The following is a 17,660-nucleotide window of genomic DNA, read 5'->3' on the forward strand; positions in this document are numbered from 1 at the left end:
CCTCCTGTGCTCGTCGCGACCGGCCAGCGGCCGCGGAGGCGCGGCCGATCACCGCACGCGGTCGTTCGACTCGGACTCGTCGTCCTCGCCGGGGATGTGCACGTCGTTGACGTTGATGTTGACCTCGACCACCTCGAGGCCGGTCATCTGCTCGATCGCGCGGATGACGTTCTTGCGCACCGAGCGGGCGAGGTCGGCGATGCTCACTCCGTACTCGACCAGGATCTGCAGGTCCACGGCGGCCTGCTTCTCGCCGACCTCCACCGACACGCCCTGCCCCGCGCTCGCGCTGGCGCCGGGGATCCGCTCGCGCAGCGCACCGAACGCCCTGGCGGCGCCGCCGCCGAGGGCGTGCACGCCGCTCACCTCGCGCGCGGCGAGGCCGGCGATCTTCTGGACGACCGTGTCGGCGATGTGCGTCACGCCCTGCTTGGTCACCAGCGCGCCGTCGCCCTCACCGGTGGCCTTGTTGACGGTCTTCTCCGCGGTCGCGTTGGTCATCGGGGTCTCCCTCGTGAAGTGGTTGCTCCTCACGGGCTTTACTGCCCACTACCGGGAAGGGCGCCGCGCCGGGGAGCACGTCACGACCGGATCGTGTGACAGCGCTCACCCGAGTGGGCACGCGCCGCCGTCGACGTCGGTGACCTCCAGCCGCACCCGCGCGCCCGCCCACGCAGTGTCGGCCAGCACGGCGCGCACGGTGTCGGCGGCCGCACGCAGCCGCGGCGGCGGTGGGAGCGCGGTAACGACCAGCGTCACCGGGCCACCTGGATGTCGAGCATGGACACGCGGCCCTCGGTGACCGCCAGCCCGGTGCGCTCGACCAGCGCGGCGCGCACCCGGCGCCGCACCGCCCCGGCCGACCGCGGCGGCCTCGGTCGCCGTCATGCGTCGGTTCCCTCCCCGACCCCTGCGATGTCCACCCTGACCAGCCGCGTCCCGATCCGCCCCGCCGCGGCCGCGTCGACCCACTGGCGCACCTCGCGCAGCGCCTCCTCCAGCGACTCGCCGCGGTAGGTCACCGCGAGGGCGAGTTCGACCTCGGCGAGGCTCTCCCCGGCCTCGCCGACACCGACCACGCGGTGAGGAAGACGTACTGGGTGACGTCCTCGGCGTCGCCCCGGTTGCCGAGCATCCGCAGCCCCAGCCGGTAGATCGGGCCCTGGTAGCGCAGCACGAGCCGCTCGTACGCCCGCACGTCGCCGTCCCTGGCGCTGCTCACCAGCGTCACGCCGTCCACCCGCACCGAGGTCGTCATCGCTCCTCCCGCGGGCTGGGACACGCGGAAGGGCGGGTATGTCACGCCGGCGCGGTGAACAGCACCCGGTCAGGCGAGGCCGAGCGGGGATCAGCTGAGGCCGAGGTCGTCCAGGTCGAGCAGGTAGCGGTAGGGCAGGCCCTCCTTCTCGATGACCTCCCGCGCGCCGGTGTCCCGGTCGACGACCGTGGCCACCCCGACGACCGTGGCGTCGGCCTCGTACAGCGCCTCGACCGCGGTGAGCACGCTGCCACCCGTGGTGGAGGTGTCCTCGACGGCGAGCACCCGCTGGCCGGCCACCTCCATGCCCTCGATGCGGCGCTGCATGCCGTGCTCCTTGACCGACTTGCGCACCACGAACGCGTCGAGCACCATCCCGTCGGCCGCCGCCGAGTGCAGCATGGCCGTGGCCACGGGATCGGCGCCGAGGGTGAGCCCGCCGACCGCCACGTAGTCCCAGTCGGCGGTGAGCTGGCGCAGCAGCCGGCCGATCAGCGGCGCCGCGGCGTGGTGCAGCGTGGCCCGGCGCAGGTCGATGTAGTAGTCGGCCTCCTTCCCGGAGGCGAGCGTGACCCTGCCGTGCACGACGGAGAGCTCGGTCACCAACCTGGCCAGCTCGAGCTTGGCCGTCTGATCCAACCCGGGGTGCGCCACGGCTGGGAGTCTGGCACACGGCGCGGCCGGGAGAGCGGCCGAGGGGAGCCGCCGGTCAGGTGCGGCCGCGGCCGGCGACGCGGGCACCGAGCCGGTGCACCAGCCCGTGCGGCAGCAGCCGGCCCACCGCCACGACCAGCTTGTACTGTGGGCTGGGGACGGAGATCACCTTCCCGCGACGCAGGTCCGCCAGCCCCTCGCGGACCACCCGGCGCGGGGTGAGCCAGAACGCCTTCGGCCCGGGCTTGTCCAGGCCGGCCCGCTGGTGGAACTCCGTGTGGGTGAAGCCGGGGCAGAGCGCCATCATCCGTACGCCGGTGCCGGCCAGTCCGCCGGCGATGCCCACCGAGAACGACGTCACCCAGCTCTTGCTCGCGGTGTAGGTGGAGCCGCGGCCGGAGAAGAAGCCGGCCACGCTGGAAACGTTGACGATGTCCCCGCGGCCGCGCTCCAGCATCACCGGCAGCACGGCCCTGGTGAGCCGGAGCACGGCGGTGACGTTGACGTCGAGCTGGGCCTGCAAGTCGGCCACGTCCGCGGTCCAGAGCTCGCCGGCGAGGCCGAGCCCGGCGTTGTTGACCAGCATGTCGATCGGCCGGTCCCGGTCGGCGAGTCGCCGCTCGACGGTGGCCCTGCCGTCGACGGTGGCGAGGTCGGCTGGCAACGGCTCGGCGCGGACCCCGTGGCGCTCGGTCAGCGTCGTGCCCAGCTCGGTGAGGCGGCGCTCGTCGCGGGCCACCAGCACCACGTCGTATCCCTCGGCGGCGAGCGTGCTGGCGAACTCGGCGCCGATCCCGGCGGTCGCTCCGGTGATCACTGCGGTCGGCATGTACCGACAGTACCCAACCCCTCCCTCGTGTAGGTGACCCAGCGTGCTCGGGTAAACCGTAGGGAGGTGCCCGGGGGCGACCCGGGGTGGCGGCCCTCGACGCAGGACGACCTCCTATGAGCGATGCACACGGCGGCAGCGACTACCTCTGGTTCCTAAGCGGCTTCGCGGCGGGAATGGACGGAGGCGATCCCGGCGGCGGTGACGACACCGTCGAGGTGCCGGACGCCTATGCCCGGGGCCTCGCCGTGGGCCGCAACGGCCACGAGACCCACCAGACGGTCGCCCGCTACCTCGACCTGACGGCGACCAACCCGGGCCTCGGCAAGCCCATTCCCTTCGAGCAGGACGGGCGCGGCTCGTTCCGCGGCACCCTCGACCTCGGCGACCTGTGACCCACGCCCCCGGCACCGCCGTGTCCGCGCGTTGTGAACACGTGTCCGCGCCGCACGACGCAAACACGCGTACACAGAGCGCGGACACGTGTACGTAGGGCGCGGACACGGTCAGAAAGGGTGCTGGCGGGTGCCGAGCTCGTCGTCCTCGGCCACCCTCGGCTCGCTCGGCCGCCAGTGCCGGCCGGGGGCGACGTCCTCGTCGTCGAAGGGGTCCACGACGTCGGCGATCTCACCGAGGTCGCGCAGCAGCCGCTCCAGCCGGGACGGCCCGGCGTTGGGGGCGACGCTGGCCAGCACCCACTCGCCCTCCAGCCAGACCACGCCGACGTCGCCGCCGAGCGCGTCGGCCGCGTCGACCAGCTCCTGGGTGATCATGCCGCGGGCGCCGTTGATGTCGTCGGCGAACGCGTAGCGCTGGCCGACCGGGCCGAGCAGCTCGGGCATCTCCGCGCGCTGGAACGGCACGCTGGCCAGCCACAGCTCGAGCAGCACCGCGTGCTGCCGGTTGCACCGCACCGCCACGATCACCGCGGGGATCACCCCGTCGGCCTCGATGTCGAACACGAACACCGAGCGCCGCCCGTCCGAGGTGAACGTGGAGCCGGCCACCACGTTGACCGCGGCCTCCGCGCCGAAGTACCCGATGGCGCCGCCGGACCACTGTTGCGGCAGCCGCTCGTCCTCCTCGACGAACTGCCATCCGCGCAGGTCGGCCCACCGGGCTCGCTCCCGGTTGCGGGATCCCTCCTTGGCACGGTCGACGGCGAGCAACGCCAGCCCCGCCACCAGTGCGACGGCCGCGATGACGAACCAGATCCACGCTGGAATACCCACGCACTCAGGGTATCCCCCGGCGGTTCGACACCAAGATCAGCGGGCCGTGTCGGAGTCACTCGTTCAGGTGCCGCGACTCGGCGACAGCCAACCAGCCGAAGGCAGCTCTCATGCCATGAAGGCCACCTTCGTCGCGTTCAGCGCGATGAAGGTGGCTTCATGGCTTCGGCGGCTACTCCGCGCGGATGACGCTGAGGCCGCCGCCGGTGTCCAGCTCGGGCAGGTCGACCCGCACGGTGTCGCCGTCCCGGATCTCGCCGGCCAGCAGCTTCCGCGCGAGCTGGTCGCCGATCGCCGACTGCACCAGCCGGCGCAGCGGCCGGGCACCGTAGATCGGGTCGAACCCGTTGATCGCCAGCCACTCCCTGGCAGCCGGGGTGACGTCCAGGGTGAGCCGGCGTTGCGCCAGCCGCTCGGCCAGCCGCCCCACCTGGATGTCCACGATGGACGCGAGCTGCTCGGTGTCCAGCGCGTGGAACACGACGATGTCGTCGAGCCGGTTGAGGAACTCCGGCTTGAAGTGCCGCTGCACCACGCCGAGCACGGCGTCCTTGCGCTGCCGCTCGTCCAGCGCCGCGTCGGCGATGGCCTGTGAGCCGAGGTTGGAGGTGAGCACCAGGATCGTGTTGCGGAAGTCCACGGTGCGCCCCTGGCCGTCGGTGAGCCGGCCGTCGTCGAGCACCTGCAGCAGCACGTCGAACACGTCCGGGTGGGCCTTCTCCACCTCGTCGAGCAGCACCACCGTGTAGGGCCGGCGGCGCACCGACTCGGTGAGCTGGCCGCCCTGGTCGTAGCCCACGTAACCGGGCGGGGCGCCCACGAGACGCGCCACGCTGTGCTTCTCGCTGTACTCGCTCATGTCGATGCGGGTCATCGCCCGCTCGTCGTCGAAGAGGAACTCGGCCAGCGCCTTGGCCAGCTCGGTCTTGCCCACGCCGGTGGGGCCGAGGAACAGGAACGACCCGGTGGGCCGATCGGGGTCGGCGACGCCGGCCCTGCTGCGGCGCACCGCGTCGGACACGGCCTCGACCGCCTCTTCCTGGCCGACCACGCGCCGGCTCAGCTCCTCCTCCATCCGGAGCAGCTTGCCGGTCTCGCCCTCCAGCAGCCGGCCGGCCGGGATGCCGGTCCACGCGCTCACCACGTCGGCGACGTCGTCCGCGCCGACCTCCTCCTTGAGCATGACCTCGCCCCCGGACTCGGGAGCCTCGGTGGCCTTCGTCGCCGCCTCGAGCTCCTTCTCCAGCGAAGGGATCCGGCCGTAGCGCAGCTCGGCGGCCCGGCCGAGGTCGCCGTCGCGCTCGGCCCGATCGGCCTCGCCGCGCAGCTGCTCCAGCTGCTCCTTGAGCTGGCGCACCCGCTCGATGGAGCCCTTCTCGTTCTGCCAGCGCGCGGTGAGCTGGTGCAACTGCTCGCGCTTCTCGGCCAGCTCGGCGCGCAGCGAGGCGAGCCGCTCCTTGGAGGCGGGGTCGTCCTCCTTGGCCAGCGCCATCTCCTCGATCTCCATCCGGCGCACGGCCCGCTCGACCTCGTCGATCTCCACCGGCCGGGAGTCGATCTCCATCCGCAGCCGGGACGCGGCCTCGTCGACCAGGTCGATGGCCTTGTCGGGGAGGAAGCGGGCGGTGATGTAGCGGTCGGACAGCGTGGCGGCGGCGACCAGCGCGGCGTCGGTGATCCGCACGCCGTGGTGCACCTCGTAGCGCTCCTTGAGGCCGCGCAGGATGCCGATGGTGTCCTCCACCGAGGGCTCGCCGACCAGCACCTGCTGGAAGCGCCGTTCCAGCGCGGCGTCCTTCTCGATGCGCTCGCGGTACTCGTCGAGCGTGGTCGCGCCGACCATGCGCAGCTCACCGCGGGCGAGCATCGGTTTGATCATGTTGCCGGCGTCCATGGCGCCCTCGCCGGTGGCGCCCGCGCCCACGATGGTGTGCAGCTCGTCGATGAACGTGATGACCTGGCCGGCCGACTCGGTGATCTCCTTGAGCACGGCCTTGAGCCGCTCCTCGAACTCGCCGCGGTACTTCGCGCCGGCGACCATCGAGCCGAGGTCGAGCGCGACCACCCGCTTGCCGCGCAGCGACTCGGGCACGTCGCCGGCCACGATCCGCTGGGCGAGGCCCTCGACGATGGCCGTCTTGCCGACGCCGGGCTCGCCGATCAGCACCGGGTTGTTCTTGGTCCGCCGGGACAGCACCTGCACCACCCTGCGGATCTCGGTGTCCCGGCCGATCACCGGGTCGAGCTCGCCGGCGCGGGCGCGGGCGGTGAGGTCCACGCCGTACTTGTCCAGCGCCTGGTAGGTGCCCTCGGGGTCGGGGCTGGTGACCCGCGCCGAGCCGCGCACCTCGGTGAACGCCTCGCGCAGCGCGTCCGGGGTGGCGCCGTGCCGCTGGAGCAGGGCGGCCACCTCGCCGCCCTCCTTCGCCAGGCCGACCAGCACGTGCTCGGTGGAGACGTACTCGTCGCCGAGCTCGGTGGCGAGCTTCTGGGCGAAGGTCAGTGACTTGACCGCCTGCGCGTTGAACTGCGGGCTCGACACCGTCGCCCCGGTGGCCGCGGGCAGCCCCTGGATGATCGGGTCGAGCTCCTTGTGCACCTGCTCGGGATCGGCCCCGACCGCGGTCAGCAGCGGCTGGGCGAGCCCGTCACTCTGGGCGAGCAGGGCGCCGAGCAGGTGGGCCGCGGAGATCTCCGGGTTGCCCGCCATCGTCGCGGCCTGCGCCGCCGACGAGATGGCCTGCTGGGTCTTCGTGGTCGGGTTGAAAGCGTCCATCCCCTCACCTCACGTCGTCCGCACGTCGTCCGCGGTGCTGCGAACAGGGTCTCGTACCTGCCGTCGCTATGCACAACGTCAGGAAAGTTGAGTCTGTTCCACTCAAGCCAGGGTTTTCGCCGGTAGCGGATCCGCGGATGGACACGGACGGTGCCAGCGCGGACACGAAAGGTGGAGAAGGACCGGCCGAAAAAGACCGGTACGCTCGAACAGGTAACGAGATTGCCGGAAACTCTTGTGTTCCCCCACCGTTTTCGGTGCACTACCCAACCATGTCTAGCATCTCGAGCGTTACTGCCGCGTGGGCGGCCACGAGCTCACCACCGGATACCGCCACCCATGTCCTCGCCGCGGAGAGCGGCACCCTCGCCTCCATCGAGGCATGGATCAACAGCTTCTTCACCCCGTTGTCCGCCTGGCTCGGCGACGTGGTGCTCGGCGAGATCACCCTCTTCGGCATCACGTTCAAGTGGATCGTCGCCTGGCTCGTCATCGCGGCGACCTTCTTCACCCTGTACTTCGGGTTCGTCCAGTTCCGGAACTTCAAGCTGGCGCTGGAACTGGTGCGCGGGAAGTACAGCCGCAAGGACGACCCGGGCGAGATCACCCATTTCCAGGCACTGAGCTCGGCGGTGTCCGGCACCGTCGGGCTCGGCAACATCGCCGGTGTCGGTGTCGCGGTGACCATCGGCGGCGCCGGCGCGACCTTCTGGATGATCGTCGCCGGCCTGCTCGGCATGTGCACGAAGTTCGTCGAGTGCACCCTCGGCGTGAAGTATCGCGAATACCACGCGGACGGCACCGTGTCCGGCGGCCCGATGCACTACCTGCGCAAAGGGCTCGCCGAGCGGATCCCGAACGGATTCGGCCGCGTGCTGGGCAAGGTCCTCGCCGTGCTCGCCGCGATCATGATCCTGTTCTTCGCGCTGTCCGGCGGCAACATGTTCCAGGCAAACCAGACGTTCGCCCAGGCGCGGGACATCACCGGTGGCGACGACGGTTTCCTCGGCAGCGACGGCGCCGCGCTGATCTTCGGCATCATCCTGGCCCTGGTGGTCGGTTCGGTGATCATCGGCGGCATCAAGGCGATCGGCAAGGTGACCAGCCGGCTGGTGCCGTCGATGGCGCTCGTCTACATCGCCGCGTGCCTCATCGTCATCCTGGTGAACATCACCGACGTGCCGGCGGCCTTCGGCGAGATCATCTCCGGCGCGTTCACCGCGGAGGGCGTCACCGGCGGTGCCATCGGCGCGTTGATCGTCGGCTTCCAGCGGGCGGCGTTCTCCAACGAGGCCGGTCTCGGCTCGGCGCCGATCGCGCACTCGGCGGTGAAGACCCGGCACCCGGTGACCGAGGGCTACGTGGCGCTGCTCGAGCCGTTCATCGACACCGTGGTCATCTGCACCATGACCGCGCTGACCATCATCATCGCGCGGACCCAGTTCTGGACCGACGCCAAGGCGAGCGTCTTCGCCGGCGGCGAGGTGCCGGACGGCGTGACCGTGACCTCGAACTCGTTCGCGACCGTGCTGCCGTGGTTCCCCTACGTGCTCACCGTGGCGGTGGCGCTGTTCGCGCTGTCCACGCTGATCACCTGGAGCTACTACGGGCAGAAGGCGTGGACCTTCCTGTTCGGCAAGTCGAAGACCAGCGAGCGGGTCTACCAGGCGGTCTTCCTGGCGTTCATCGTCGCCGGCTCGGTGCTCACCCTCGGCACCGTGATCGACTTCGCCGACGCCGTCCTGTTCATGCTCGCGCTGTTCAACATCATCGGCCTCTACATCCTGGTGCCGGTGGTCAAGCGCGAGGCACAGAACTTCCGGGAGAAGCTGCGCAGCGGCGAGATCCGGAAGACCGCGGACGAAGAAGTCACCAAGTAGTCCGAACGACCCCTCGGCCCGGGTGCCCGCGTACGTGCGTGGGCACTCGGGCCCTACTCTTTTCCGGCCCCTGTCGTCCCACCCGGCCGACCCGACTCCTCGCCCACCTGTTCGGGCCGGCCCGACGCGCGAGGGTGAGCTCGTCACGCTCCGTCCGCGCGACGGCAGCGAAGAACCACGGCGCGGTGAGCGGGGTCACTCCTCCGCGACTCCGGCACCACCCGTCCGGAGCAACTCGCACGGACAACCTGAGCAGCGGCTACCGCCCGAGCGGTGAGCAACATATCGTTGCAGAGTGCGCCGTCCGGAGGGTGGAGTATTCATGAACTTTCAAGATTCGCGGTGGCCGCTTGACCGGCCTACGCTGGACAAACGACCACCCTCACCCGTTCGTGAATAATCGGACGACGGGCGGAGCGGCCGGCCAGGTGGCCCACGCGCGTTGGGCCGAACGCGTGGCCACGCCCCGAACGGAGCGACACGGGACCGGAGAGCGATGACAGCAGAAGCCGTCAGCCCCGTCCCGCGCTACGCCGTGCCGCGAGAGCCACCACCCGCCGTCACCGCGATGGTGCGGCTCATCCGCGAGACCTGGGCCATGGCCGAGCCTTACATCGCGGAGATCTCGCAGTTCTTCTACGGCATGCTCTTCACCCTCGCGCCGGCCACCCGCGACTTCTTCCCGATCAACATGGAGGTCCAGCGCGGCCGGCTGGTCCGCGCGCTGGTGCACATCGTGCAGATGGTCGACCGGCCCGACGACCTGGTCCCGTTCCTCCGCCAGCTCGGCCGCGACCACCGGAAGTTCGGCGTGCTGCCCAAGCACTACGAGGCCGTCGGCACCGCGCTGCTCGCGGCGCTGAAGCGGCACCTCGGCACCGCGTGGACGCCGGAGGTGGAGCGGGCCTGGGCGGAGGCGTACACGGTCATCGCCCGAGCCATGCAGGACGCCGCGGCGGCCGATGACAATCCACCGTTCTGGCACGCGACGGTGGCCGAGCACCGCCGGCTCAGCTGGGACATCGCGCTGGTGCGGGTGGAGCCCGAGCAGCCGGTGCCGTACCAGCCCGGCCAGTACCTGAGCGTCGAGGTGCCGCAACGGCCCCGGCTGTGGCGTTACCTCTCGCCGGCCAACGCGCCGCGGGAGGACGGGTCGCTGGAGTTCCACGTCCGGGCGGTCGACGGCGGCTGGGTGTCGCGGGCGATCGTGAGCCACACGCAGAGCGGCGACGTGTGGCGGGTCGGCCCGCCGATGGGCCGGATGGCGGTGAACCGGGAGAAGGGCAGCGACGTGCTGATGGTCGCCGGCGGCACCGGGGTCGCGCCGCTTCGGGCGATCCTGGACGACCTGGCGCGGTGGGGCGAGAACCCGAAGGTGACGCTGTTCTACGGCGGGCAGACCCGCGAGGACCTCTACGACCTGGAGCAGCTCCGGCTCCTCGCCTCCGCCAACCCCTGGCTGACCGTGGTGCCCGTCGTGGAGCGCGGTGCCGGGCTGCCGGGCTGCGAGCACGGCACCCTGGCCGAGGCGGTGACCCGGCACGGCGCCTGGCCTGGTCACGACGTGCTGGTGTCCGGCTCACCGGCGATGATCCGGGCGACGGTGTCCCGCATGCTCGTCGCCGGCACCGCGCTGGACCAGATCTGTTACGACCCCTTCACGGTGGACTGAACACTGGCTCCGATAGCTACTGGCCGGTAGGATCCCGCACGTGCGGACGCGGATTCCCACCCAGGACGGCGCGATCGACGGCTACCTCGCCCAGCCCGAGGGCAGCGGCCCCTGGCCAGGGGTCGTCGTCGTGCACGACGCGCTGGGGCTCGGCCAGGACATCCGGAACATCGCCGACCGCTTCGCCGGGGCCGGGTACCTGGCGATCGTACCCGACCTGTACTCCAGGGGCGGGCGGTTGCGCTGCGTCAAGGCTGTGTTCCAGCAGCTCATGGCCGGGCACGGCCGGGCGTTCGACGACCTCGACGCCGCGCGGCAGTGCCTGATGGGCCGCACTCCTCCCGGCTCCGCTCCTCCCTCGCCAGGGGCTCGGTCGATGCTCGCCGGGCGGGCCGACTGCACCGGCAAGGTCGGCGTGGTGGGCTTCTGCATGGGCGGCGGCTTCGCGCTCGCCGCGGCGTCCCGGGAGTTCGCCGCGTCCGCGCCGTACTACGGGCAGCTGCCGAACGACCTGTCCCTTCTGGACGGTGCGTGCCCGGTGGTGGCCAGCTTCGGCCGGAAGGACCCCACGCTGCGCGGCGCGGCGGCCCAGCTGGAGGACGCGCTGCGCGAGCGGGACGTCCCGCACGACGTCAAGGAGTACCCGGACGCCGGGCACAGCTTCGCCAACCACCTGCCGTTCGGACCGCTCAACGTGCTCGCCAGGGTCTCCGGGTTCGGCTACCACCACGAGTCCAGTGAGGACGCCTGGCGCCGGGTGCTGGCGTTCTTCGGCGAGCACCTGTCCTGACCGGTTCCCCGCGCGGCCGCCGGGCGCGGCCGGGTCCGCTCGGCCCAGCGCGGCCGGCCCGGGCGCCGCACCGACCGCGAGGAACAGTCCACCGAGGACGAGCCAGCCGGCCGTGCCGCCGCCCAGCACCGGCGTGGTGAGCGGCAGCGGGCCGACCATCCTGGCGATCGCGACACCCATCCCGGAGAACCCCTGGTACTGGCCGTGCCGGTCGGCCGGCGCCAGGCCGAAGCTCGGCTCCCAGGACCCCGCGGCCTGCGCCAGCTCACCGCGCCACCAACCAGGCCGGTGCCGCGGTGTGCCGCGCGATCCACAGTGGCAGCACCAGGCTGAGCAGCGGCATGTAGCGCAGCATCACCGTGTCGAGCAGGGTGAGCAGGGTGTACGGCCGGTCGCGCGGCACCGCCAGCGCCGGCTCGCCGGGCCGGGCGGGCACCGGCGGCACGGCCGGCAGCACCAGCGCGGCGACGACGGGGCGTGCCGATGTCCCCGCGGCGGCGCGCCCAGCTGCTCGGCTGGGCCGAGCGGCGCGGCGGGGTGATCGTGGAGGACGACTACGACACCGGGTTTCGCTTCTCCGGACGGCCGCTGGAGCCGTTGCAGAGCCTGGACCGGGCCGGGCGGGTGATCTGCGTCGGATCGTTCTCGAAGACGTTGCTGCCGGCGCTGCGGATGGGCTTCCTCGTCGCGCCGGCGTCGGTGCGGCCGGCGCTGCTGCGGACCAGGCAGCTCGCCGACTGGCACGGCGACCCGGCGGCGCTGGCCCGCTTCCTCGACGAGGGGCGGTTGACCGGCACGTGCGCAGGGCGACCCGGGTGTACGCCGAGCGCAGGGACCGGATCCGTGCGCTGCCGCGCCGGGACCTCGCCCGGTGGCCGCGGGTCGTGCCGTCGGCCGCCGGGTCGCCCGTGTGCGCCCGGATCGCCGACGGCGTGGCCGTCGACGTGGGCGAGGTGGTCGCCGGCGCCGCGCGGGCCGGCGTGGCGGTCGAGCCGCTGGGCCGGTACTGCGCCGCGGCGCCCCGACCCGGCCTGGTCCTCGGCTACGGCGCGATCGACACCGCCCGGATCGAGGCCGGCCTTGCCCGGCTCGCCGGCTGCCTCGCCGCGGCCACCGGCTGACCCGCCGGCGAGGCCGGCGCGCGGGCACGAGTCCGGAGTGCGGGCCAGCCGTTCAGCGGCGGTGCGGCCGCCACACCACGAGCGCCTGCTGCTGCCGGCGCACCGGCACCAGCTCCCTGCGGTACGAGGCGTGCACCGCCGCGGCGGCCTGCTCGGCGGCGGCGTAGGCGCTGGCCAGCTCCTCGGTCAGCTCGGCGACCCTGGCGCGCAACGCCTCGACCTCGTTCTCCAGGTCGATGATCCGCTTGATGCCGGCCAGGTTCACGCCCTCCTCCTGGGAGAGCCGCTGCACCTCGCGCAGCATCGCGATGTCCCGCATGGAGTACCGCCGCCCGCCGCCGGCGGTGCGGCCTGGGGAGACCAGACCCAGCCGGTCGTACGACCGCAGCGTCTGCGCGTGCAGGCCGGACAGCTGCGCGGCCACCGAGATCACGAACATCGGGGTGTCCTCGTCCGCCCCGTGGGGCAGCCCACCCGGCAGTCCCGCTCCGAGCATCACCCACCTCGCTCCCGCACCATCGCCGTGATGTGGGGCCGCGGATCCTCGTCAGCCACCGCGTCGCGGTAGCTCTCCAGCGCGGCCCTGGCCTTGCCGTTCAGGTTGCCGGGAATCACGACCTGCAGGGTGACCAGCAGGTCGCCCCGGGTGCCGTCGCGCTTGTGCACGCCCTTGCCGCGCACCCGCAGGGTCCGGGCGTTCGCGGTGCCGGCCGGCACCTTCACCGAGACCTTGCCGTCCAGGGTCGGCACGGTGATCGTGTTGCCGAGCACCAGCTCGGTGAACTCCACCGGAACGGTGATCGTGATGTCGTTGCCGGACCGGCCGAACACCGGGTGCGGTGCCACGTGCACCCGCACGTACAGGTCGCCGGACGACGCGCCGCCCCGGCCCGGCTCGCCCTGCCCGGCCAGCCGGATCCGCTGCCCGTCCTCCACGCCCGGCGGGACGCGCACGTTCAGCGTCCTGGTCCGGGTGCTGACCCCCTCGCCGAGGCACTCGGGACATGGGTCGTCCACGATGGACCCGCGGCCGCGGCAGTCGCGGCACGGCTCGGAGAACGCGAACGCGCCCTGGCTGCGGCTGACCAACCCCGCGCCGCCGCAGGTGAGGCACACCCGCGGCGACGTGCCCGGCTTCGCGCCGCTGCCGCCGCAGGTGGCGCAGGTGGCCGGGCTGGAAAGGCGCAGTGGGAGGGTGGCGCCGCGCACCGACTCGGCGAAGTCGATCCGCACGTCGGTCTCCACGTCCGCGCCCCGTTGCGCGCGGGCGCCGGCGGCACCGGCACCGGCACGGCGGCCGAACAGGTTGCCGAGCATGTCGCCCAGCCCGCCGAGCCCGCCACCGGCCTGCCCGGCGCCGGCGAAGATGTCGCCGAAGTCGAAGCCGCCGGGGGCACCGGCGCCGCCGGGGAAGCCGAAGCCGCCCGGCCCGCCGCCGCCGCCGAACAGCTGGCGGGCCTCGTCGTACTCCTTGCGCTTGGCCGGGTCGGACAGCACACCGTAGGCCTCCGACACGGCCTTGAACTTCTTCTCCGCCTCGGCGTTGCCCGGGTTGGCGTCCGGGTGGTTCTCCCTGGCCAGCTTCCGGTACGCCTTCTTGATCTCCTCCTGGGTCGCGTCGGAGGAGACGCCCAACTCACGATAGAAGTCCTTGCCGATCCACTCTCTCGCGCTCATCGGACGTCCCCTCCCTTCGCGCTGACCGTTTCCTACTGTTGTGCCTGCTCATCGGACCGCTGCCCGACCACGTCCTCGACGGGCAGCTCGCCGCCCACCGGGCGGTCCTCCGGTCCGGCCGGCTCGTGGTCGGTCACCCCGACCAGCGCCGGGCGCAGCACCCGGTCGCCGAACTGGTAGCCGCGCCGCAGCACCGAGGTCACCGTCGGCCCGGACACGTCCGCCGAGGTGCTGTGCTGCACGGCCTCGTGCACGCTCGGGTCGAAGGGGTCGCCCTCCTTGCCGAACGACTCGAGCCCGGCCCGCTCCAGCGCGGTCACCAGCTTGTCGGCGACCGCCTTGAACGCGCCGGTGAGGTCGCCGTGCGCCTCGGCCCGCTCCAGGTCGTCGAGCAGCGGCAGCAGGTCGTTGACCACCGACGCCTTGCCGGCATGGGCGACCAGCTCCCGGTCCCGCTCGACCCGCTTGCGGTAGTTGGCGTACTCGGCCTGCACCCGCTGCAGGTCGGCGGTGCGCTCGGCGAGCTGCTGCTCGACGTCCGACGCCGGGGCCACCGCGTCGTCCACAGTGGACTCTCCGGCGGAGGGGCCGGTGGAGGGGCCGCCGGTGCCCATGACCGGCGGCACCTCCTGGGCCTCCTCCTCCGACGCCGGCCGGCGCAGCTCCCCGGTCTCCGGGTCGATCTTGCGACGGTCCCGGACCACGACTCGCGGCTCCTCCGTTTCGTTTCCGGCCGAGTTCTCGCGATTCACCTCGGTCACTTCTTCTCGTCCTCGTCCACGATCTCGGCGTCCACCACGTCGTCGGCCTTGCCCGAGCCGGTGTCACCACCGGCGGCCCCGCCAGCGGCACCCGCACCGGTGGCTCCCTCGGCACCGGCCTGCGCGCCGGTGTTCGCGTACAGCGCGGTGGCCAGCTCCTGCGAGGCGGAGTTCAGCTTCTCCATGGACTCCTTGATCCGGCCGGTGTCGCTGCCCTTGAGGGCCTCGTTCGCCTCCTCGATGGCCGACTTGACCTTGCCCTTGAGCTCCTCGGGCAGCTTCTCGTCGTTGTCCTTGACGAACTTCTCGGTCTGGTAGACCAGCGTCTCGGCCTGGTTGCGGGTCTCGGCCTCCTCGCGGCGCTTGCGGTCCTCCTCCGCGTGGGCCTCGGCGTCCTTGACCATCCGGTCGATGTCCTCCTTCGGGAGGGCAGAACCGCCGGTGATCTTGATGGACTGCTCCTTGCCGGTGCCCAGGTCCTTTGCGGTCACGTGCACGATGCCGTTGGCGTCGATGTCGAAGGTGACCTCGATCTGCGGCACGCCCCGCGGTGCCGGTGGGATGCCGGTCAGCTCGAAGCTGCCGAGCTTCTTGTTGTGCGCGGCGATCTCCCGCTCACCCTGGAACACCTGGATCATCACCGACGGCTGGTTGTCGTCGGCGGTGGAGAAGATCTCCGAGCGCTTGGTCGGGATCGTGGTGTTGCGCTCGATGAGCTTGGTGAACACGCCGCCCTTGGTCTCGATGCCCAACGACAGCGGGGTCACGTCGAGCAGCAGGACGTCCTTCACCTCGCCCTTGAGCACACCGGCCTGCAGCGCCGCGCCGACCGCGACGACCTCGTCCGGGTTCACACCCTTGTTCGGCTCCTTGCCGCCGGTGAGCTCCTTCACCAGGTCGGCCACCGCGGGCATCCGGGTCGACCCGCCGACGAGCACCACGTGGTCGATGTCGCCGACCGAGATGCTGGCGTCGCGAATGACGTTGTTGAACGGCGCCTTGGTCCGGTCGAGCAGGTCGGAGGTGATCCGCTGGAACTCCGCGCGGGACAGCGTCTCGTCCAGGAACAGCGGGTTCTTGTCCGCGTCGACCGTGATGTAGGGCAGGTTGATGTTGGCCGTGGTGGAGCTGGACAGCTCGATCTTGGCCTTCTCCGCGGCCTCCTTGATGCGCTGCAGCGCCATCCGGTCCTTGGTCAGGTCGATGCCGTGCGACGCCTTGAACTTGTCCACCAGCCAGTCGACGATGCGCTGGTCCCAGTCGTCACCGCCGAGGTGGTTGTCGCCGCTGGTCGCCCGAACCTCGACGACGCCCTCACCGATCTCCAGTAGCGAGACGTCGAAGGTGCCGCCACCGAGGTCGAAGACCAGGATGGTCTGCTCCTTCTCGCCCTTGTCCAGGCCGTAGGCCAGCGCCGCCGCGGTGGGCTCGTTGACGATCCGCAGCACGTTCAGCCCGGCGATCTGCCCGGCCTCCTTGGTGGCCTGCCGCTGGGCGTCCTCGAAGTAGGCGGGGACGGTGATCACCGCGTCGGTGATCTCCTCACCCAGGTAGGACTCGGCGTCCCGCTTGAGCTTCATCAGCACCCGCGCGCTGATCTCCTGCGGGGTGTAGTGCTTGCCGTCGATCTCGGTCTTCCAGTCGGTGCCCATGTGCCGCTTCACCGACCGGATCGTCCGGTCGACGTTGGTCACCGCCTGGTTCTTCGCGGGCTGACCCACCAGCACCTCGCCGTTCTTGGCGAAGGCGACGACGGACGGCGTCGTCCGCGAACCTTCCGAGTTGGCGATGACCGTCGGTTCGCCGCCCTCCAGGACGGCGACGACCGAGTTGGTCGTCCCGAGGTCGATGCCGACCGCTCGCGCCATTGCTGGTCCCTCCTATGTCTGCGTCCAGCTGCGTCCAGCCGCACTGTCACGTCTGTGTTGTCACGTTTGCGTTGTCACGTCTGTGTTGAGCGCACTCAGCTCAAGTTCTAGCCCGAGCCTCCCCGACCCGTCAAACCAGACTTGAGCCGGGATCACTCAACATTCCTGTGCGGACAACGCTGGGGAGTCCGTCGGTGTTCCCGAGTCCGACCGGCAGGTTGCTGTGCGCACGGTCACATCTCCCGCCGACGCCTAGAGCTCCAGCACGTACCCCGCCTTCGGCACCTGGGCCCCGCGTTCGCCTCGACGTTCACCCGATAGGCGTCACTGGGACCGGCCAGCACCCGGCGTTCCGTCGTCCCCATGGATGTCCCCGCTCCCGTGTCATTCCCGCTGATCAGCGGGTGTGCGCGCGGATCTCGCCGCTGGAGGCGTCCAGCCGGAGCACCCGCGGCGCGGCCGGGTCGTGCACCACGTCGATGCGCCGGTCCTCGTCGCGGGACGCCCCCTCGACCCGGTAGGGCACGTCGGGCACGGCCGCCTCGATGTCCCCGCTGCTGGTCCGCACCCGCACGTCGACCGGCTCGGTCACCTCCAGCCGCACCTCGCCGGACGAGGCCCGCACGTCCACCGGGCCACGCAGGCCCGTCCCGGCGAGGTCCCCCGAGCTGAGCCGCGCCCGGACCGGTCCGGCGACGTCGCGCAGGGTCAGCTCGCCGGAGGACGCCTCGACGTCCACCTCCGCGACGCCCTCGGCGATGAGCTCGCCGGAGCCGAGCCGACCAGCGATCTTCGTGCCGCGGGGCACCTCGACGTCGTAGTCCACCGAGCACCACCGGCCGCAGTCGCCGAGCCGCAACTCGCCCTCGCGCACCTCGTAGGAGGTGTCCGGCCGGCCGAACCGGTAGGAGAACCGCGTGGTGACCCTGGCACTGGGCACGTCCGCGGCGCGGATCGCGACCTCGCCGGAGCCGTTGTCGATCGCCACCCGGCCGAACGGCTCCGACACCGTCGCGGTGGCCTCGGCCGTGGAGGGCCAGACCCACCCGAACGCGAGGGCCGCCCCCAGCCCGATCATCGCCACCCCGCCGATCGCCAGCCCGGCCCTTCCCATCGGCTTCGTCCCCTCCGCTCAACTTTCC

At 71.7% G+C, this 17,660-nt stretch carries 19 protein-coding genes; 5 read left to right on the forward strand and 14 right to left on the reverse strand.

Annotation, left to right across the window (positions count from 1 at the left end; genetic code table 11):
- Positions 1-48: 48 nt before the first annotated feature.
- From BM051_RS11405 to BM051_RS11420, 6 genes are all read right to left on the reverse strand, one after another.
- Positions 49-501 (reverse strand): Asp23/Gls24 family envelope stress response protein, encoded by a 453-nt coding sequence (locus BM051_RS11405; protein ID WP_092530045.1) that lies wholly within the window; start codon positions 499-501, stop codon positions 49-51.
- A 105-nt stretch (positions 502-606) separates the two neighbouring features.
- Complete coding sequence (locus BM051_RS28995; RefSeq protein ID WP_166677669.1) at positions 607-759, reverse strand: hypothetical protein; 153 nt, start codon at positions 757-759, stop codon at positions 607-609.
- Positions 760-884: 125 nt separating this feature from the next.
- Positions 885-1,022: a hypothetical protein gene (locus tag BM051_RS28445; RefSeq protein WP_166677668.1), complete on the reverse strand. Its 138-nt coding sequence runs from the start codon at positions 1,020-1,022 to the stop codon at positions 885-887.
- Entirely contained in the window at positions 1,019-1,258 is a 240-nt protein-coding gene (locus BM051_RS11410; RefSeq protein WP_092530046.1) for an RNA polymerase sigma factor, read from the reverse strand. The genes BM051_RS28445 and BM051_RS11410 overlap by 4 nt, the downstream gene beginning before the upstream one ends.
- Before the next feature lie 90 nt (positions 1,259-1,348).
- Entirely contained in the window at positions 1,349-1,912 is a 564-nt protein-coding gene (gene pyrE, locus BM051_RS11415) for an orotate phosphoribosyltransferase (protein ID WP_092530047.1), read from the reverse strand.
- A gap of 55 nt (positions 1,913-1,967) precedes the next feature.
- Positions 1,968-2,741, reverse strand: a complete 774-nt coding sequence (locus BM051_RS11420; RefSeq protein WP_092530048.1) for an SDR family NAD(P)-dependent oxidoreductase — start codon at positions 2,739-2,741, stop codon at positions 1,968-1,970.
- A gap of 116 nt (positions 2,742-2,857) precedes the next feature.
- On the opposite strand from BM051_RS11420, the gene BM051_RS11425 reads away from it, so the two are divergent.
- Complete coding sequence (locus BM051_RS11425; protein WP_092530049.1) at positions 2,858-3,136, forward strand: hypothetical protein; 279 nt, start codon at positions 2,858-2,860, stop codon at positions 3,134-3,136.
- Positions 3,137-3,247: 111 nt separating this feature from the next.
- Here the strand turns inward: BM051_RS11425 and BM051_RS11430 are convergent, their stop codons facing one another.
- Together BM051_RS11430 and clpB are read right to left on the reverse strand one after the other, a co-directional pair.
- Positions 3,248-3,973, reverse strand: coding sequence for a type III secretion system chaperone family protein (locus BM051_RS11430; protein WP_092530050.1), 726 nt, complete (start codon positions 3,971-3,973; stop codon positions 3,248-3,250).
- Positions 3,974-4,145: 172 nt separating this feature from the next.
- Positions 4,146-6,749, reverse strand: a complete 2,604-nt coding sequence (gene clpB / locus BM051_RS11435) for an ATP-dependent chaperone ClpB (RefSeq protein WP_092530051.1) — start codon at positions 6,747-6,749, stop codon at positions 4,146-4,148.
- 272 nt (positions 6,750-7,021) lie between these two features.
- On the opposite strand from clpB, the gene BM051_RS11440 reads away from it, so the two are divergent.
- From BM051_RS11440 to BM051_RS11450, 3 genes are all read left to right on the forward strand, one after another.
- Entirely contained in the window at positions 7,022-8,629 is a 1,608-nt protein-coding gene (locus tag BM051_RS11440; RefSeq protein ID WP_092530052.1) for an alanine/glycine:cation symporter family protein, read from the forward strand.
- Positions 8,630-9,125: 496 nt separating this feature from the next.
- Positions 9,126-10,301, forward strand: a complete 1,176-nt coding sequence (locus BM051_RS11445; RefSeq protein ID WP_177216915.1) for a globin domain-containing protein — start codon at positions 9,126-9,128, stop codon at positions 10,299-10,301.
- Between the two features lie 40 nt (positions 10,302-10,341).
- A complete protein-coding gene (locus tag BM051_RS11450; protein ID WP_092530054.1) occupies positions 10,342-11,091 on the forward strand; it encodes a dienelactone hydrolase family protein in 750 nt (249 codons plus the stop codon).
- Positions 11,092-11,356: 265 nt separating this feature from the next.
- Here BM051_RS11450 and BM051_RS30490 read toward each other — a convergent pair whose 3' ends face one another.
- Positions 11,357-11,548: a hypothetical protein gene (locus BM051_RS30490; RefSeq protein ID WP_092530055.1), complete on the reverse strand. Its 192-nt coding sequence runs from the start codon at positions 11,546-11,548 to the stop codon at positions 11,357-11,359.
- Positions 11,549-11,888: 340 nt separating this feature from the next.
- On the opposite strand from BM051_RS30490, the gene BM051_RS11465 reads away from it, so the two are divergent.
- Positions 11,889-12,212: an aminotransferase-like domain-containing protein gene (locus BM051_RS11465; protein WP_092530057.1), complete on the forward strand. Its 324-nt coding sequence runs from the start codon at positions 11,889-11,891 to the stop codon at positions 12,210-12,212.
- Positions 12,213-12,264: 52 nt separating this feature from the next.
- On the opposite strand, the gene BM051_RS11470 is transcribed toward BM051_RS11465, so the two are convergent.
- From BM051_RS11470 to BM051_RS11490, 5 genes are all read right to left on the reverse strand, one after another.
- Positions 12,265-12,708 (reverse strand): heat shock protein transcriptional repressor HspR, encoded by a 444-nt coding sequence (locus BM051_RS11470; protein ID WP_092530058.1) that lies wholly within the window; start codon positions 12,706-12,708, stop codon positions 12,265-12,267.
- Positions 12,708-13,889 (reverse strand): molecular chaperone DnaJ, encoded by a 1,182-nt coding sequence (dnaJ, locus tag BM051_RS11475; protein ID WP_092530059.1) that lies wholly within the window; start codon positions 13,887-13,889, stop codon positions 12,708-12,710. Before dnaJ ends, BM051_RS11470 begins: the two co-directional genes overlap by 1 nt.
- A 32-nt stretch (positions 13,890-13,921) precedes the next feature.
- A complete protein-coding gene (grpE, locus tag BM051_RS11480) occupies positions 13,922-14,593 on the reverse strand; it encodes a nucleotide exchange factor GrpE (RefSeq protein WP_243859448.1) in 672 nt (223 codons plus the stop codon).
- 53 nt (positions 14,594-14,646) lie between these two features.
- Positions 14,647-16,518 carry a molecular chaperone DnaK gene (gene dnaK, locus BM051_RS11485; protein ID WP_092530060.1) on the reverse strand — a complete coding sequence of 624 codons (1,872 nt, stop codon included), beginning with the start codon at positions 16,516-16,518 and terminating at the stop codon, positions 14,647-14,649.
- A gap of 397 nt (positions 16,519-16,915) precedes the next feature.
- Positions 16,916-17,632 carry a DUF4097 family beta strand repeat-containing protein gene (locus BM051_RS11490; RefSeq protein WP_092530061.1) on the reverse strand — a complete coding sequence of 239 codons (717 nt, stop codon included), beginning with the start codon at positions 17,630-17,632 and terminating at the stop codon, positions 16,916-16,918.
- Positions 17,633-17,660: the final 28 nt, after the last annotated feature.

The organism is Amycolatopsis arida, from assembly GCF_900115565.1.
GTDB classification, from domain to species: Bacteria; Actinomycetota; Actinomycetes; order Mycobacteriales; family Pseudonocardiaceae; genus Yuhushiella; species Yuhushiella arida.

What these genes read in the sequence shown, in the direction of transcription:
- BM051_RS11405 (WP_092530045.1), bottom strand. Translation starts at nt 501, where the DNA reads ATGACCAACGCGACCGCGGAGAAGACCGTCAACAAGGCCACCGGTGAG.
- BM051_RS11410 (WP_092530046.1), bottom strand. Translation starts at nt 1,258, where the DNA reads ATGACGACCTCGGTGCGGGTGGACGGCGTGACGCTGGTGAGCAGCGCC.
- BM051_RS11420 (WP_092530048.1), bottom strand. Translation starts at nt 2,741, where the DNA reads ATGCCGACCGCAGTGATCACCGGAGCGACCGCCGGGATCGGCGCCGAG.
- BM051_RS11425 (WP_092530049.1), top strand. Translation starts at nt 2,858, where the DNA reads ATGAGCGATGCACACGGCGGCAGCGACTACCTCTGGTTCCTAAGCGGC.
- clpB (WP_092530051.1), bottom strand. Translation starts at nt 6,749, where the DNA reads ATGGACGCTTTCAACCCGACCACGAAGACCCAGCAGGCCATCTCGTCG.
- BM051_RS11440 (WP_092530052.1), top strand. Translation starts at nt 7,022, where the DNA reads ATGTCTAGCATCTCGAGCGTTACTGCCGCGTGGGCGGCCACGAGCTCA.
- BM051_RS11445 (WP_177216915.1), top strand. Translation starts at nt 9,126, where the DNA reads ATGACAGCAGAAGCCGTCAGCCCCGTCCCGCGCTACGCCGTGCCGCGA.
- BM051_RS11470 (WP_092530058.1), bottom strand. Translation starts at nt 12,708, where the DNA reads ATGCTCGGAGCGGGACTGCCGGGTGGGCTGCCCCACGGGGCGGACGAG.
- dnaJ (WP_092530059.1), bottom strand. Translation starts at nt 13,889, where the DNA reads ATGAGCGCGAGAGAGTGGATCGGCAAGGACTTCTATCGTGAGTTGGGC.
- dnaK (WP_092530060.1), bottom strand. Translation starts at nt 16,518, where the DNA reads ATGGCGCGAGCGGTCGGCATCGACCTCGGGACGACCAACTCGGTCGTC.
- BM051_RS11490 (WP_092530061.1), bottom strand. Translation starts at nt 17,632, where the DNA reads ATGGGAAGGGCCGGGCTGGCGATCGGCGGGGTGGCGATGATCGGGCTG.